Raw genomic sequence first — 15,913 nt, forward strand, 5'->3', positions numbered from 1 at the left:
GCAACTCAAAAGTCAGCTAACCCAGTGGTCAATTTGGCCCGGAACAGGGTGGTCAACATCTCCATAACTTACACCACCTAAAAAAGGCAATTTTGCGGTAAATTTAACCCTTAAATAATGAGAACGAGAAGCATCTTTGAGGCGTTTTGATGCAAAATCATGCCGTTAATCAATTACAAGATTAAAAATATATATTCATTATCTGTCATTTTCTTAAGTTTATGTTCTAATCCTTGATCAATTAATATGACTATCTCTTTTATCTCACTTTTCGAAAGTATAAACAAGGCCTACCGCTTAATTAAACCGCGCCGCGAAGATTTGGATATCTTTAAAGCAAATTTCAGCAAGTTGCTTGGTCACATCGACGAAAAAGAAAGTGAAGAAAATGTTAAGGGACATTTAGCGGATTTTTTGAAATCGACGTACTACGATCCCAATCATTTAATAGCTACAAAAGGCCGTGCAGATTTAGTTATTCACCTTGAAAAGGAAGCCAAATCAGATGTTGGTGTATTATTTGAAGTTAAAAAACCTTCAAATAAACATGACATGGTCACAACGGATAATTTAAATGCAAAAGCTATGCATGAATTAATCCTTTACTTCTTGCGGGAACGAGTAAATCATAAAAATATCTCACTTACACATTTAGTCATCACTAACATTTACGAATGGTTTGTGTTCGACGCCTACTTATTTGAACGAGTATTTGCTAAAAACACGCAACTTCAAAAAGCCTATAAAGAATGGGATGCGGGGCAAAAGGTGAGCGTGAAAACCGACTTGTTTTATAACGAAATTGCAAAACCGTTTTTAAATGAACTACAGGAAGAATTGATTTTTACGCATGTTGACATAAGAGAATATTTAAAGTACCTAAAAGTTGACAAGGAAAAGAATGACAATAAACTGATCCCGCTATATAAATTTTTTTCTCCTGTAAATTTGCTTAAACTGCCGTTCATTAACGATAGTAATTCATTAGACAGTGGTTTTTTTAAAGAATTATTACATATTATAGGTTTAGAAGAGATAAAAGAAAGTGGAAGGAAAGTTATACAACGCCTACCTGCTGTAAAGAGACACCCTGGCTCTTTATTAGAAAATGCCATTAATATCCTTGATGTTGAAAATACACTACGAAAGGTTCCTAACAAACTTTTGACTGGCAGAAACGTCGATGAGCAGTTATTTAATTTAGGCCTGGAACTTTGTATAACTTGGGTAAATCGAATACTATTTCTTAAGTTGCTCGAAGCCCAGCTTTTGAAATACCATAACGGGAATCCCAAATTTAAATTTTTAAACGTCCAAACCATCAATGATTACGATGAATTATACAAGCTTTTCTTTCAGGTACTGGCTCGACAGCCCAATGAACGCACCTCACTTATCCAACAAAAATATAGCCATATTCCATATTTAAACAGCTCTTTATTCGAATTTTCTGCCTTAGAAGACGTAACCATAAAAATTAATGGGCTCGATGACAATTTAGATATTGAATTATATACCAATTCTATAATTACGCGGAAATCAAAAAGGAATCGGGATGTATCAAGAATGAATACATTGCATTATTTTTTTGATTTTCTTGATGCCTACGATTTTGCATCGATTGGTAAAGAAGAAGTGCAAGAAGAAAACAAAACCATAATCAATGCCGCGGTATTAGGACTTGTTTTTGAGAAAATCAACGGTTATCGAGATGGATCAATATATACTCCCGGTGTTATTACCATGTATTTATGCCGTGAAACAATTCGCAAGGCAGTCGTTCGTAAATTTAACGACACCTATAATTGGAATTGTGAAACATTAGGCGATCTTAAAAATTATATTGCTGACAGGCGAAATCAAAAAGACATTTTAGAGTTTAACAAGATTATTGAATCTGTAAGAATTGCCGATCCTGCTGTCGGTTCGGGGCATTTTTTAGTATCCAGCCTTAATGAATTAATCTCGATAAAAGCAGATTTAGGAATATTAGCTGACGAAGAAGGAAACCGATTAGCCACAATTGAAGTTAGTATTGCAAATGATGAACTGGTTATAAATTATAACCACAGTCCTGCTTTTTTTGAATATACAGTTCATAACACCACATCTGGTAGTTTTGTTATTGCCCCAGAAGTGCAACGCATTCAGCAAACATTGTTTCATGAAAAGCGAAAATTAATAGAAGGTAGCCTATTTGGTGTGGATATTAATCCCAATTCGGTAAAGATTTGCCAGCTTAGATTATGGATTGAGTTATTAAAACATGCATATTATCGGCGAGATGAAAATTTTACCCAACTGGAAACGCTGCCTAATATCGATATCAACATCAAACAGGGCAATTCTTTATTAAACAAATATTCTCTAAACGAAGATTTGTCAGATGTCTTTAAAAAGCAAAAATTTGGTGTTCGGGACTATCGCTCTGCTGTTGAAAAATATAAAGATGCACCAAATAAAGATGCTAAAGCGGAGCTTCAGAGTTTTATAAAAACAATTAAAGAGCAGTTTCATGAAACAGTAAGTCGCAGAGATCCTAGGCGTAAACGCCTTTCGGAATTGCGGGGCCAATTGGCACTAGCTCAAAATAACTATGATTTATTCGGTCAAAAGCGAAGTGAAACAGAAATGGAAATAGAGCTTAGACGTATAGAGCACAATATCGAAAAAGTAGAAGGCGAAATTAACGAAATTGAAAATAATGTAATTTATAAAAATGCTTTTGAGTGGCGTTTTGAATTTCCGGAAGTACTAAATGAAAGAGGCGACTTTGAAGGTTTTGAAGTGATTATTGGAAATCCACCTTACATACAATTGCAAAAATTGGGGGCGGACGCCGATGCCTTACAAAAGGGTGATTTTACAACATATGAGCGTACAGGTGACATATACTGCCTGTTTTATGAACAAGCAATCCGCTTACTGAAGCCCAACTATTATTTTGGCTATATCACATCCAATAAGTGGATGAGGGCCAATTATGGAGTAAGCACGCGGAAATTTTTCTTGGAAAATACCAACCCTTTACTTTTGATAGACTTCGGAGGGTTTCAAGTTTTTGATTCAGCAACGGTAGATACTAATATCTTAATCTCGCAGAAAGCCCCTTATAATTGTGATACAAAAACATGCTTAATAGATAAGAGTTTGGGCAGCTTAGAAAAAATGAGCCTTTTTATTAGTCAAGCCACCACCTGGAATAAATTTACTACCACTGAGAGTTGGACTATACTAACGCAACTTGAGAAGCGAATAAAACAAAGAATTGAGGGGGTGGGAACCCCTTTAAAAGATTGGGATATCAGGATAAATTATGGCTTAAAAACAGGGCTTAACGAAGCGTTTATCATTGATGGTAATAAACGCACCGAATTGATTTTAGCAGATGCCAAAAGTGAAGAAGTTATACGACCTATATTGAGGGGGCGTGATATTAAGCGGTATGGGCATGAATATGCAGACCTTTGGTTGATATACATTCCGTGGCATTTTCCTCGGCATAATGACACCACTATATCGGGTGCATCGGCAACAGCAGAAGATGAATTTATGCATTCATATCCAGCGATTTATAATCATTTACTCTGCTATAAGGAAAATCTCTCTAACCGTAATAAAGCTGAGACCGGAATACGTTATGAATGGTATGCTATGCAGCGATGGGGAGCAAATTATTGGGAGGATTTTTTTAAACAAAAAATCGTTTGGGCGGAGACTATGCGCATTCATAAAAATTCGGTAGATAGGTTTCCCAGATTTGGATATGATAAAGAAGGAAAGTATTTTACTGACAAGACGTGCTTTTTTGCCACTGGAGAAAAGATAGAGTATCTAATGATCTTTTTCAATTCCCTAATTGGCAGGTATTTATGCTCAAAATATGTTTCAATATTAGATGATGGCGGCTACCTAATGCAAAAGATATATCTTGAAAACATCCCAGTACCTGACTTTGAATCAGAAATTAGTTCAATTACAAATCAAATTCTGAAAGCAAATCAGGTGACCGAAGGGCTAGAAAACGAAGTAGACAGAATTTTATTTGAATTATATCAATTTTCTGAAGAAGAAATCAACTTTATTTATACTCAAAGTTTGTGATAAAGTTTATTTCCTCATCGTCAAGGCCATATAGGTCAAAAATTAAACTATCAATCCTCTTTTCTAAAGCGATGGTGCTTTCTTTACGAAGTTTCGTTTTTGTTATCTCATTCACCAATTCTTCAAATGGCAGCTTTTTTAGTTCCGTAATCATGGGAACTGGTAATTTTTCGATAAACATCGGCTTATATTCAAAATAACCGCCATTACGGGTTACCCCGAGCGATCTTATATAATAATCGGCTACTTTTGAATTTAAAACAGCCAAAAGGTAGTTGCTTGCATCCACAATCATACTGCAAGGAGCATTGATAAACATGCCTGGTTCGGCGATACAATAGCTTGCTTGAAGATTCAGGTTACCCCAAACGATTTTTTGTTTAAAAAAATCCTCCGTATAAGCGCAATTTCTTAAATTATATGGTGTATCTCCTTTGTCCGCACGTTTTTGAAGCTGATAAAAATACTTATCCAGATGACTCTTAATTGCAGGGTAATCCTCTATGTTTAAGGCTTTTATCCCTTTATCTCTCAGCCCGTTATGTATATTAATTATCCATAAATCAGCAAACTCTGAACCGTATCGTTTTATATCTCTGCCACGTAAAATAGGTCGTATAATTTCGGCTGATTTAGGATCAGCAGCTATTAACTCATTTTTCTTTGTTCCGTCGATTATAAAGGCTTCATTGTATCCGGTAAGTATTCCACGATATATATTGATTTCCCAATCTCTTAGAGGGGTACCGATATTCTCTATTTTTTCCTTAATCCGTCTCTCTATCGAGGTCGAAATCACCCAGCTATCTGTTGATAAAAATCTAAAATGAGAACCACTTTGACTAATAAAAAGGCTCTTTTAACGTGCTATAAAAATTGCATAGGTTTATTTTATGCACTTTTGGATTAAATTATACAGTTTATTTTACTTAAAACCATCAATTTAATTATGACTTACGGATATATTCGAGTTAGCACAGATAAACAAACAGTAGAAAATCAACGATTTGAAATCAATCATTTTTGTGATAAAAATGTACTGGTTATCGATAAATGGATAGAAGAGACTATATCAGGTGCAAAAAGTGTTCAGGATAGAAAGCTGGGTAAATTATTAAAAAGAATGAAAAAGGGAGATGTGCTCATTTGCTCGGAACTTTCAAGATTAGGCAGAAATTTACTTATGATCATGGGCATACTAAACGAATGTATGAATAGAGATATTGAAGTATGGACAATTAAAGATAATTATAGGTTGGGGAGTGATATAAACTCCAAGGTTTTGGCTTTTGCTTTCGGGCTTTCCGCAGAAATAGAGCGCAATTTAATCTCACAACGTACAAAAGAAGCACTTGCTCGAAAACGTTCTGAAGGAGTAATTCTTGGGCGACCTAAAGGAAGCAAGTCAGCAAAAACTAAATTAAGCGGACAAGAGAAGCGTGTGAAAGAGCTTTTGGATAAAAAAGTTTCTTATAGTGCAATTAGTCGCATTTTAGGTGTTCACCGTTTAACCGTATCTTCATTTGTGAAAGAAAAAATATAAATTTCCGTATTGGCAGTGATATATTCCGCACTCTACTTATGCAATGTTGTGCGCACTCCTACCCATTTCACCATGTAAGCAACCAAGAGCGCTTAGCCGGGTAAAAAGTCAAGGCCGGGCGGGGCCGCTGAAAGCGAACAACTCCCGCCCGCTTGTATAGCCTTGACGTTTTATCCGGCGTGGGCTATATTTGCGAATTTGGTGAACATGGGTGGTTTTTCTTCATTAGCAAATTGTCCGGCTTGATAATGCGCTAATACTCCCATAATATTATTCCAACTGCAATACATTACATACTTCGAATTAGTCTAAAACTATTAAAGTAATTTATATCACACCGACTTTTACCAAATGCGAAATGGTTCTTTTTTTACCAACAATACTTTTTACCGACCCATTCGCGGACCTGAGTAGCCTTGATCTAAATCTTCGTTAATGTGATTTTGCCCCTTTTGCTGTTGCAACCTCTCTTTCTTGTCTAAATTCTGACGAACAAGTTCGGGTAGCATGGATTGAGATAACGGTTTTACAATAGCGGTATGCTCAATTTGAATCGGGTTAGCCTTTACAAATTCCTTAATGTCTGTGCCGAGGATTTGCGCGGCACCTACGGGATCAAGTTTGGCCTCAACTGGTATTTCAACTACAACCACGTTTTTGGGTAACGATTTAATATTTGCGGGCGGATCGTAAACCTTATGTTTCTGCGTATGATAGAAGAATAAATAAGCCTCATTTTTACGGCCCGCCTGCATCTCGTGCAGATATATTCTATTGGCTGGCTTATGCGTTTCCCGAAGTTCGCCCAAGCGCAAGTCAATGGTAAAGTTTGTGCCGTTAATATCGATTGAAGGCAATTGGCCTGCCATTCGTTTATCGATTTGCTCGGAAATTGCCAGCTCCTTGATTTGCTGCTCCGTTTGCAATTGCAATTCCCTTTGAGTAGGATATTCGGCTTGTATATCTTGCAGGAAGGTAGCTATGGCCTTATCCCCGGCATCCCTGGCCTTCATCAATTGAACTACCTTTTGTATGCCCTGTTCAAAACTTGATGTCAAGTCTGCCGACCATTTCCTGTCAATTTCTTCCTGGAACAATTGCAGGGGATTTGGCGGGTTGGTAGCGACCAGGTAAACCCCTAACTTAAAGGAACCTTCTACGGGTTCAACGCTGCGGCCATAAATCTGGATTTTATTGTAAAGCGCGGCAGATTGCACACTGTATAGTGTTGGGGCGACCATTTGATATTTTTGGTCATGCACGTCCTTGCCAACCATCCGGCCGCTATTCTCTTGGGCCTTCATTTCCTCAAAACGAACGTGTGTGCCAAGCAAGCTCAACCGGGGGTGAACGGCCAGTAACTTAATTTCGACCCGATAACCCTTTTGCTGAAGCTCATCGATGGTCTTGTTCATTGCGGGGCCGGACGAAAATGTCGTTTCCAGGATATAATTCAGCCTGTTAGCTTCGCAATAAGCACGTAACCCATTATTCCAATCCTGGGCATACTTGGCGGTAAGGGAAGGGTAGTGATTTTCAAACCGGGATTTGATCTCGTGCGCGTCAGGGTGATAGTCCCTGAATAGATCTGCATTACAGTTAATGATATTACCGCCTAACTCGGCCCTGGCGATCCTTTCAATCTCTGTTTTGCCTGCGCCTGGTTGCGCACCTAAAATAATGACTACCGGGCTATCCGATGGTTTAGCAAAAAAGGTATTGTCATCAATAATGACCTGTTGGATTTTTTCAAACCGCTGTTCTGAAAGCTCATATAGGCGCTGCAAGGAACCGGTTCGATCTACACCGTATTCTGTAGTTAAATCGGGATTTTTTTTTTCTCAGCTAACAAAATCGGCCCGTATTTTTCAATGACCTGATCCATACGCTCCAGGCTTGAAAAATTCTCGTTATTATTTACAGCCTCAATAGCTTCTTTGCGCAGGGTCTGTAGTTCGTCGATGCGCTGTTGGTCCGGGTTTGTCTTTTCAGACTCTTTCATACTTTCCCGCGATGCCAGTGCCACCAGTCCGTTTAAGATCGAATTAGCGCTTTCTGTCCTTGAATACCAATCCAGCGGGTTACGCGCCTGTACGGTCTTAGCAGGTGGTAACGGCAGGTTTAATTGGCGGTACATTTCCACGTATTGCTGATAATCCATCACTACCCTTGTAGGTTCACCGCGCTCATCTGTCAAAATTTGTGTTTCCATGCTTTTAACGTTAATCAAATTTACTAATTTTTTTGGTTGTTTGGTAGGGCAGCGTTTTAGATCGCTGCCCAAACTATTGTTTAATGATGCTCGTGAATTAAGCCTTGTGGGTTAAATTCAGATAATGCCAAATGAGCAGGAACATTCCGACTATTCCCACCAGCCCTAATAATCCCCTGACTATCCATATCAGCACTGTTTTATATTGCTCTGGTGTTTTTGCATCAGAGAATAGTTGAAACTTTCGTTCAATTGGTTTAGGACCTCTATTAATTGTCTCCCTTATTCCTACAAAATCTGCTGCCATACCCTTACGAATATCTACCAAACCAACTGCAATCGCTTCCAGCACCTCGGACAGATCCGGCGCAGTTGACGTTACTTTAATATTGCCAATTTTAGCCGTAAAATCCTCCCGTTGTTTCTTGCTTTCGCTGATCAATCGTTCTATCTGGGCATCTTTTTCCTTGATGGCTGCTGCCTGTGTTTCCATGTATTTCTGCATATTTTCCTCATGCTCGAAAATGTCTTTCAACATATCCGTCATGGTTGTTTGATCGATAGCTGTTTCTTCATTTTTCATATGGTTATTTGTTAATTGGTTCATAATTCAAATCAATTCTTACTATCTGCTCATGTGGTAGCTCTGACCCTGGCCTAATTTTTTCTTCTTCTTTCTGCTTGGCGTTTCCGGTTTTTCTTCCGGCATCTGCTGAAGTAGTTCAGCCAGCAATCCACCCCCGATTTTAAGCGCTGCCTGCAGATAGTGCGTTTCCGGTTCACGCTTCAGGTAAGTTTTTTGTTCCTTCTGCTCGTTTTCGGCAATCACTTCCCGTAACTGGTCGGCCAAACTTTTGGATTGCTCCTGACCGGGTGCTTGCCGCTGATCACGTGCCTGGCTTCGGGCCTGCATGTGCTGTACCTGTCGCTGTGTCTGTTCCTGCCTGATTTTCTTTTCAATATTAGCCAGACTAAACCCCACCTGGCTACCCTTAAACCTGACGTGCTGCTGATCGATAAAGGCGATGCCCCGGCCAAGCTCCACTTTATAGCCTTTCTGCTCCATGAAGTGTTTAACCTCCTTGACATTCTTGCACTGTTTGACCGCCTTGAACAAATGCTCTTTTAGACGCTCCTTCCGCTGATCAACCCGCTGGCTTTGCGCTAACCGCTGTTCCGGTTTTAAGAACTTATTGGGACTCAAAACTTTTGTCAATTTGTAAGCTTGCTCCATGCGCCTGCAATACTCAGCCACACGCCTGTAACTGTTACTGTCGTTGGCGGTTGGTCCCTCCAGACCGATCCGGTTGGCCACAATATGCATGTGTTCATGGTCGGTATCTACATGGGTGATCACTACGTACTGCTTATTGGCAAAGTCAAATTCTTTAGCCAGTTCTTGCGCAATGTCAATCTTGTCCTGGGTGCTCAGTTTTCCACTGTCGGCAAGGTCAAAACTGATACTGGCATGAAACACGGGTTTACTGACGTTGGGATTCAGTTGTGCCACTTCCACAAATTGCCGGATCAGTTCTTTTTTGTTACCAAAGCATTGATTAAAGCAAATCACTTCAGCCTGTTTCTTCTCCATCTCCAGCTTTTGTAATTCTTCCGTTTCCTGCAACCGGCCTTCGTGTAAATAACTCATACAGCCACGAAAACTTTTGCCCGTAGTGATTTTCCCGATCATGTTAAATAGTTCTTGACTGCCTTTACAATACTTTGCAAGCCCCTAACTTCCTGGTTCAATAAGGCCCGGTCGAGCGTATTTAAATCATCACCCTTATTGCGCTTCTTCGCAATCTGGTTGAGGTTTGCTGCCATGTGGTTTAATGTGCCGGTAAATTGCAAAACTTCCTTTGGCAGCGTCTTAACCACTATGCGCCCGGTCAAACCCAATTGCCGCAGGAATACGGACACATTGGTTCTGGCTCGCTTGGCGTTAGCCTGGATGATCTTCTTTTCAACGATGTTGCACATCACTGTTAATTGCTGATCTCTTTTAATATCCACCTTTGGACGGCCTCCCTTATTGACGTTAATTCTCTGCTTGACTTTTACCATATCCTTACTTTAAAATTCATTGCTGATACAGCATAAATCTGGTATCAAAAACTCCTAAAATCCCCCCCCCCCAAATGCGATAGCATGAAGGGGGGCCAGCGAGTTTCGGCAGGGCCGAAACATAGCTGGCTCCGCAAAAAGCGGATATATGCAGCTATCCCGATAGCTGCATATAGGAATGTACTTACCGGCGTAAACCGTGCCTTTGCCGTTCATCTGATTTTGGTTTTATTTCCTGGTTTAAGCTGTGGCGTTTTACCGCCATTAGGTAAGCATTAATGTCATTATAGCCCTGGTAAAAACCGGAGGCATCGACCGTTTTTATGCCCGCCTCTTTCAACTTTTCGGCGGCGGCGTAGCCCGCCTTATCGTGGTTCAGGTATTGGTAAACCTGTCCGTAATTGCTCAGCAATTCGATGCTTCTCCCGATGAGGGAAACCGAATTTAGGACGATGATATCAACAGGCTCATCGGGCATTTGCCGCAGCGCTTGCAAGGAAAGGAAATCCACAAATCCTTCGATCACGCACACGGCCCGGGCATTGTCGTGGCTGCTGAGCAATGTAATATCCTTTGGTGACGATGAGCCTTTAAACCAGGAGTTGCGTAGCTCATAACCGCCGGATCGGTTCTCAAAACCCACAGCGGTGTAGGTCTTGTCGTTCATGCTAAATGTGATCTCCCGGCAATACCACCGGGCGGTCGTAAGGTCGATACCCCTGCCGGTAATGTATGCGGTCAGGTCGCTATCATTCACTGGCGACACGTCAAGTATTTTGATGCGCTGCATGTCGGGTTCCGCCGCTGCTGCATTCGCGCTGCCAGTTAAAGGCGGTTGAAAAGGAAGGCTATTGTCGGCCGCCGACAGCCGCGCCAGCAACTGATCCACCGAGCAGCGATGCAGCCGAATGCCCAAATCGACGAAATTACCGCCTTCGCCTGTTCCGTGGTCAAACCAGAGATTTTTTTGGCTGTCCACTTTAAACGAGGCGTGCTTTTCGTCCCGCAGTGGAGACAAATACCAATGATTGTTCCCCCTAATATATTGGGGGCTAAATCCACATTTTTCCAGGTAATTTACAATAGATAATTTTTTGGCTTCTTCACAATTAAGTTTCCTCATGATAAATTGATTAAAAAGTTAAGGCGGCTTGACACCGTACAAATAAATTTTTTGTTATCTGTTGGCATAGACGGATGCTTCTACCCGCTTAATATCTTCCTCTAATTCCGACAGATAAAATACCTTGCGGCGTGGCCCCAGGTCATGCCTGCGGATCAAACCAATCCGCACATACCTACGCAGGGTAGGTAAAGAAACGTTCAGGGCTGCACAAGCCTGCTGTGGTGTAATAGGCGGTTCGGCCTCTTTGCCTTTCTGCCTTAAATCATGCTCGTCTATACACCTATTGACAATGTTTCTTACAAAGCGTTCAGCTTCCTGATAAGTAAATCCAATAAATTGCACTTGTTGCTCCATATCACTATTTTTTGAGCAAAGAAATGGCGAACCCGTTCCACTAATTGGTCGATTAATGGAAACTGGCAGAAAAAATGGAAAAAACTTTTGCGTTTATATTCGCCTGCTTGTCTAAATCGAAAGGTACTCGGGGAGTTGACTAAGCAATGGTTTGAGTAGATTCTCTATATACTTTCTTTTATTGGGTGGAATTTTGTCCTCACTGATACCGTAAACGGATTTTATGATCTTTCCTTTTTTATTGTAAACCACAATTTTGTTGGCAACTACATCCCAACTGGCAGATATAATTTTGGCTTTTAAACAGCGTAACAGCCAATGTATTTTTTGAGCGTCAAGATGATTGAGAGAGGGCTTGGAAACATTTAGCGAAACAGCAATACTTTGTTCCTGATAAAATATAGCTTCAAAGTTTTTAAATGAAATCTCTTTATAAAAGAAATCTTTCAGCAGGTCGTACAAAAAATTGATGACTATTTGCTGTTGCTCCGTATTTAAATAGTCGTTTAATCGCAAATACCCATATAATGAGGGTTCATATTTTTTAGGGCCGCTAATGTCCTGCTCATCAGGCACTCGGCCTTCGTCATTAACTGTCAAGTCTAACGGGTGACCATCAACAACCATATCTACCGCAAACTCCTCGTCATGTTTTTGTTCCCGAAGGCTTTCCAGCGCTTCAGCAAATACAAGTCTGAAATGTTGATCGCGCTCTATGAAATATGTAACGGTTCCTTTCTCATCCATGTTTTGACGCTTCATAAGGGCGAATTTTGCCTTTCCCTGGTATTTATTAAGCGGAAACTGATAAGGCTCCTTGTCGTTGGCCAGGATTTCAAGCAACATATTGATTTCCTGCACACTTAAATCTTTTTCTCTGAGCTTATTTAAAATATCAAACTGGATTTTAGTTTCAGAAAAATTAAAATACATGAATTGGCAAAACCAGCCAAATTGATTAAGTAAGGACTCAAAATTAAATTTAAACGGGCATTCGATCAGGGTTATACAATAGTGATCGTGCAGGGCATGGGCTAATATATCTTCTACATAAGTAAATAGACGTGTCTTTACCGGCTTTTGATCGTCATAGGCCACCCGGTGGATGTACCGGTGTACGGAAGAAATTTTGTTTTTTAAATGTACATCAAAGAAATCGCGTACGTTATATTTCCCCTTTGACATTAGATTATGGTATTATATATTGGTTAAAATGTTTTAACCAAAATTATATAAAAAACAAATAATGGACGGCAGGTTAATACGGGATGTGGTTAATTCACTTGGTTTTGGCCCTATTCTACTTAAATAAAACGGAAAAAGCCGGATAATTCCGGCTTTTGTAACTCTATCTCTTTAGATCAATAGATCGCTATATCTTTATGTCTTTAGATCAATAGATAACTATATCTCGTTTTATTTACCTTTCGGGAAACCTGCTTTCTTAAAAAAAGCCTTTGCTTCTTCTGCTTTTTTAACAACAACAGGATCGCTGGCGTGGCTTTTAACTGAGTTGCGGACAATGGCGCCGCCTAACGGTGCTGATTTGATCTCGGCTGCTCTTTTTATTGTTGACATAATCCTATTAATTATATTACCAAATATAGTTATTTTAATTCTTCTGAACAACAAATGCCTCATAGTTGACATTCTTCTGAAAAAACTCCCAAACACCTTCCCGATAGCCCTGTACGGTATAAATCGAGCAAATCTCATCGTAGATTTTAGAAATGCTCATTTGATATAACCGCGTCCTGACTATGTTGCTGCCGATGACATGTATCATTGGTTTACCATAATGATCACTAAAATCCCCGATTGTGTGCGCAACGGTAGCAAGGATGGCATCGCGATCATCGTTACTGCTTTTCACCCTGTCAAGTAAAAGGCCAGTTTCCGGATCTTCGTCACCAAAAGCCAGGTTATAGACCAGCGGTTCATCGTTAATTTTTTCATAAACGACTAATTTTTTTATACGACCATTGGGCCCATCGCTGTAAAAGAAATAATCTTTATAGTCACTCGCAGCATAGTAGTTATAGCCTTTAAAATTCATTTTTACAAGATAGCATTAACTGGCAAAAGCTTTTAAGGTTTCAAAGTGTCTTACATTATCGAGGATAGTTACATACTCCATCGTCTGCGATAATTTAGAGTGGCCTAAGTTACGTTGTAATACTTCAGGACGCATGCCATTTTCCAAACTTAAGATGGCATACGTATGCCGGGCCGAGTGGCAGGAAATAACTTCAAACTTCTTCTTGATCTCGGTCTTTACCTCACTGCCAAATTGGGCGGTAATCTCTATCTCAGTATTGAGTTTGGCATTTTCGCAAAGCTCTTTAAGGTAATCATTAAACTTTTGGTTGGTTGGAACCGGCAGTAACTTTTTAAACTTCTGTTTGTCCCAATATCGTTCTATAATGGCGACAGCTTTAGGGGGCAACGCAATCTCGTGGGTTTTCCTGGTCTTTTTAATCACAAACCGTAAAACATGATATTGCTCTCCCTTGTCGGTTTTTTTATGGTAGTGTGCCTGGTGTATTTGTTGCAAGTCGCTATACCGCAAGCCTGTATAACATCCAAATAAAAAAGCATCCTTTAATTTTACCAATCTGTCAGTATGAGGGCTGAACTTTTCCAAAGTTGCCAATTCCCTTTGTTTCAAGAAAATGATGTCCGTAGCACTGCGTTTTATTTTCATCTCTTCTAATGCCGTGGCCGTAGTCAAAAGACCATGTTCCTGTGCCTCGCGAAGTATTTGTTGCAGCATGGATATTTTTTTCTCTACGGTGGTATTGTTGTTTTTCTTTACGTTGGTCAGATAACTGACAAAGCCGTCCATAAAGTCCTTGTTGATATTGGCCAGCAACGGGGGCTGCTTGTCCGTAAACTCCTTCAGCGAAGATACCATTGTACTGATATTCTTTTTGGTGCTTTCCTGGCCTGGCTTGTTGTACCTCAAAAGGTAACTTTCGCAGAAAGACACAATAGTTTCGTGGCTGGTGATGTGATTTACCGTGATTAATTTCTTCAGTTCTGCAATGTCAAGCGGTTGAAACTGCTCGTTCTTATTGCGTATATATTTGGAAACTTTATCTACAATCGTGGTAATGTAGGCATTGACATCATCCGCGCCCCTGTAGCCCCTTGCGGTTTGTTGCCGGGTGTCCCAACAGGCATAGTTTAAAACTTTTTTGCTGGCCAACTTTTTGCCGGGAACGCGCATGCCTGTATAGTGGCGTAACCTATTTCTTTTATATTTGCCCTCAGTATCTCTTAGCCCCCTATAAGTAAACTCAAAAATGAGGGGAAGGCAACCCTGAACATCAGGTTTTGTGTCCAGATAAAAACGTCCGTATTTTCTTTTAACTCCCATAAAGTGCGGTGCAATGTGCGGTGCAATTTCTTTCTTTTAAGTTCATATATGGGAAATTAGCAGAAAGAAATTTTTCTCATTATCTTTTGATTATCAGCATTTTATAATCAAAAACAAACATAAACATATTTTACTAAAAAGCAAAATATAGTCCTGCTCCCGCTACCAGAAGAAAGTCAAAAGCCTCAAGTCGAAAGATTTGAGGCTTTTGTTTTGCATGAAAGCGCAACTTTCCAACTTAATTAAACTTAAAAACGGCCATTAGCACCACAATAAAGAAGATGCAAAGCTGTATAAAATGAAACCTGATCATAGTGCGGATGGCATCTTCAACCTGCTGGGCTTTTACATTGTTGCCTATTGTCAAACTTTGTTTAAGCCGGTTCCCGCTCTTTTGCCCCATTAGCATGCCGTTAAGCACAAGCCCAAGTACAAATATCATCTTAATTTTAAACCATAGCTGATTGCCGAAGGCATTATGCGTAATAATCAGGAAACCTATTCCTGAAAGTACTAATAATATACCGCCGATAAGTAGTAAAACGGAAAATCTGGATAGTATACCAATTTGGTGTACTGCGGCATCTTTATTAGTTTGATAGGTTTTTAAAATGCTTCTGAACGCAACAAACTCAACAATATCGGTTCCCGCCATTAGCGTGAGACCGGTAAGGTGCATAAAGAGGCATATTTGTAAAAGCGTGTAGGAATTCATAAAATTAATTAGGATTTAAATAACAAAAAACTGGTGATAGCCATATAGGCTGCGGTTAACCCATGGATCATTAAATGAGAGATATCCAACGGTCCGTTGGTTGAAAGCACGATGAGGAAGTCGGCTGCCGGAACAGTTATTGCTGATGTAAATACCCAGGCTGTTGCCCTGCGCATACGCAACAATAAAAGGGGTAGCAGGACCACTCCCGAAAAAATGTCGCGGATGCCTTTTATTCTTCCAAATGGTAAATCCTCTTTACTAATGATGGGAATACCATAGCCTGTAGCGCCTGTTCCAGGGCTTATTATGAAGCGGGCACCGACGAAAATGATGCCTACTGCGATGAACAGGGTCATCCAAAAGGATACTGACCGGATGCCCCATTGTTGTGTTTTGTTTATTGTTTTCATGTA

16 protein-coding genes are annotated in these 15,913 nt (G+C 40.0%); 2 read left to right on the forward strand and 14 right to left on the reverse strand.

Going from position 1 to position 15,913, the window contains the following annotated elements:
* Positions 1–246: 246 nt before the first annotated feature.
* Positions 247–4,104, forward strand: a complete 3,858-nt coding sequence (locus ACEN82_RS26285; protein ID WP_495644043.1) for a DUF7149 domain-containing protein — start codon at positions 247–249, stop codon at positions 4,102–4,104.
* Here ACEN82_RS26285 and ACEN82_RS26290 read toward each other — a convergent pair.
* Complete coding sequence (locus tag ACEN82_RS26290; RefSeq protein ID WP_495644044.1) at positions 4,082–4,903, reverse strand: TaqI-like C-terminal specificity domain-containing protein; 822 nt, start codon at positions 4,901–4,903, stop codon at positions 4,082–4,084. The genes ACEN82_RS26285 and ACEN82_RS26290 overlap by 23 nt on opposite strands.
* A 150-nt stretch (positions 4,904–5,053) precedes the next feature.
* Between ACEN82_RS26290 and ACEN82_RS26295 the strand changes: the two genes are divergently transcribed.
* Positions 5,054–5,647 (forward strand): master DNA invertase Mpi family serine-type recombinase, encoded by a 594-nt coding sequence (locus ACEN82_RS26295; protein WP_413322316.1) that lies wholly within the window; start codon positions 5,054–5,056, stop codon positions 5,645–5,647.
* 386 nt (positions 5,648–6,033) lie between these two features.
* Here ACEN82_RS26295 and ACEN82_RS26300 read toward each other — a convergent pair whose 3' ends face one another.
* The 13 genes from ACEN82_RS26300 to ACEN82_RS26360 all read right to left on the reverse strand — a co-directional run bounded on the left by ACEN82_RS26300 (position 6,034) and on the right by ACEN82_RS26360 (position 15,910).
* Positions 6,034–7,434: a zeta toxin family protein gene (locus tag ACEN82_RS26300; protein ID WP_413322315.1), complete on the reverse strand. Its 1,401-nt coding sequence runs from the start codon at positions 7,432–7,434 to the stop codon at positions 6,034–6,036.
* A 32-nt stretch (positions 7,435–7,466) separates the two neighbouring features.
* Positions 7,467–7,859, reverse strand: coding sequence for a hypothetical protein (locus tag ACEN82_RS26305; protein WP_413322314.1), 393 nt, complete (start codon positions 7,857–7,859; stop codon positions 7,467–7,469).
* 97 nt (positions 7,860–7,956) lie between these two features.
* Complete coding sequence (locus tag ACEN82_RS26310; RefSeq protein WP_413322313.1) at positions 7,957–8,442, reverse strand: hypothetical protein; 486 nt, start codon at positions 8,440–8,442, stop codon at positions 7,957–7,959.
* A gap of 42 nt (positions 8,443–8,484) precedes the next feature.
* The gene (locus ACEN82_RS26315; RefSeq protein WP_413322312.1) at positions 8,485–9,507 is read right to left on the reverse strand and encodes a relaxase/mobilization nuclease domain-containing protein; all 1,023 of its coding nucleotides are present in this window, start codon (positions 9,505–9,507) and stop codon (positions 8,485–8,487) included.
* Between the two features lie 38 nt (positions 9,508–9,545).
* Positions 9,546–9,923 carry a plasmid mobilization protein gene (locus tag ACEN82_RS26320; RefSeq protein ID WP_413322311.1) on the reverse strand — a complete coding sequence of 126 codons (378 nt, stop codon included), beginning with the start codon at positions 9,921–9,923 and terminating at the stop codon, positions 9,546–9,548.
* Positions 9,924–10,107: 184 nt separating this feature from the next.
* Positions 10,108–11,046 (reverse strand): DUF8464 domain-containing protein, encoded by a 939-nt coding sequence (locus ACEN82_RS26325; RefSeq protein WP_413322310.1) that lies wholly within the window; start codon positions 11,044–11,046, stop codon positions 10,108–10,110.
* 54 nt (positions 11,047–11,100) lie between these two features.
* Complete coding sequence (locus tag ACEN82_RS26330; protein ID WP_413322309.1) at positions 11,101–11,403, reverse strand: helix-turn-helix transcriptional regulator; 303 nt, start codon at positions 11,401–11,403, stop codon at positions 11,101–11,103.
* Positions 11,404–11,514: 111 nt separating this feature from the next.
* Positions 11,515–12,588 (reverse strand): hypothetical protein, encoded by a 1,074-nt coding sequence (locus ACEN82_RS26335; protein WP_413322308.1) that lies wholly within the window; start codon positions 12,586–12,588, stop codon positions 11,515–11,517.
* 231 nt (positions 12,589–12,819) lie between these two features.
* Positions 12,820–12,981 carry a hypothetical protein gene (locus ACEN82_RS26340; RefSeq protein WP_413322307.1) on the reverse strand — a complete coding sequence of 54 codons (162 nt, stop codon included), beginning with the start codon at positions 12,979–12,981 and terminating at the stop codon, positions 12,820–12,822.
* A gap of 34 nt (positions 12,982–13,015) precedes the next feature.
* Entirely contained in the window at positions 13,016–13,459 is a 444-nt protein-coding gene (locus tag ACEN82_RS26345) for a DUF6934 family protein (RefSeq protein WP_413322306.1), read from the reverse strand.
* A gap of 15 nt (positions 13,460–13,474) precedes the next feature.
* Positions 13,475–14,782 carry a site-specific integrase gene (locus tag ACEN82_RS26350; protein WP_413322305.1) on the reverse strand — a complete coding sequence of 436 codons (1,308 nt, stop codon included), beginning with the start codon at positions 14,780–14,782 and terminating at the stop codon, positions 13,475–13,477.
* A 238-nt stretch (positions 14,783–15,020) separates the two neighbouring features.
* The gene (locus ACEN82_RS26355) at positions 15,021–15,497 is read right to left on the reverse strand and encodes a hypothetical protein (RefSeq protein ID WP_413322304.1); all 477 of its coding nucleotides are present in this window, start codon (positions 15,495–15,497) and stop codon (positions 15,021–15,023) included.
* An 8-nt stretch (positions 15,498–15,505) separates the two neighbouring features.
* Positions 15,506–15,910 carry a DUF4267 domain-containing protein gene (locus ACEN82_RS26360; protein ID WP_413322303.1) on the reverse strand — a complete coding sequence of 135 codons (405 nt, stop codon included), beginning with the start codon at positions 15,908–15,910 and terminating at the stop codon, positions 15,506–15,508.
* Positions 15,911–15,913: the final 3 nt, after the last annotated feature.

The organism is Mucilaginibacter sp. Mucisp73 (assembly GCF_059491465.1).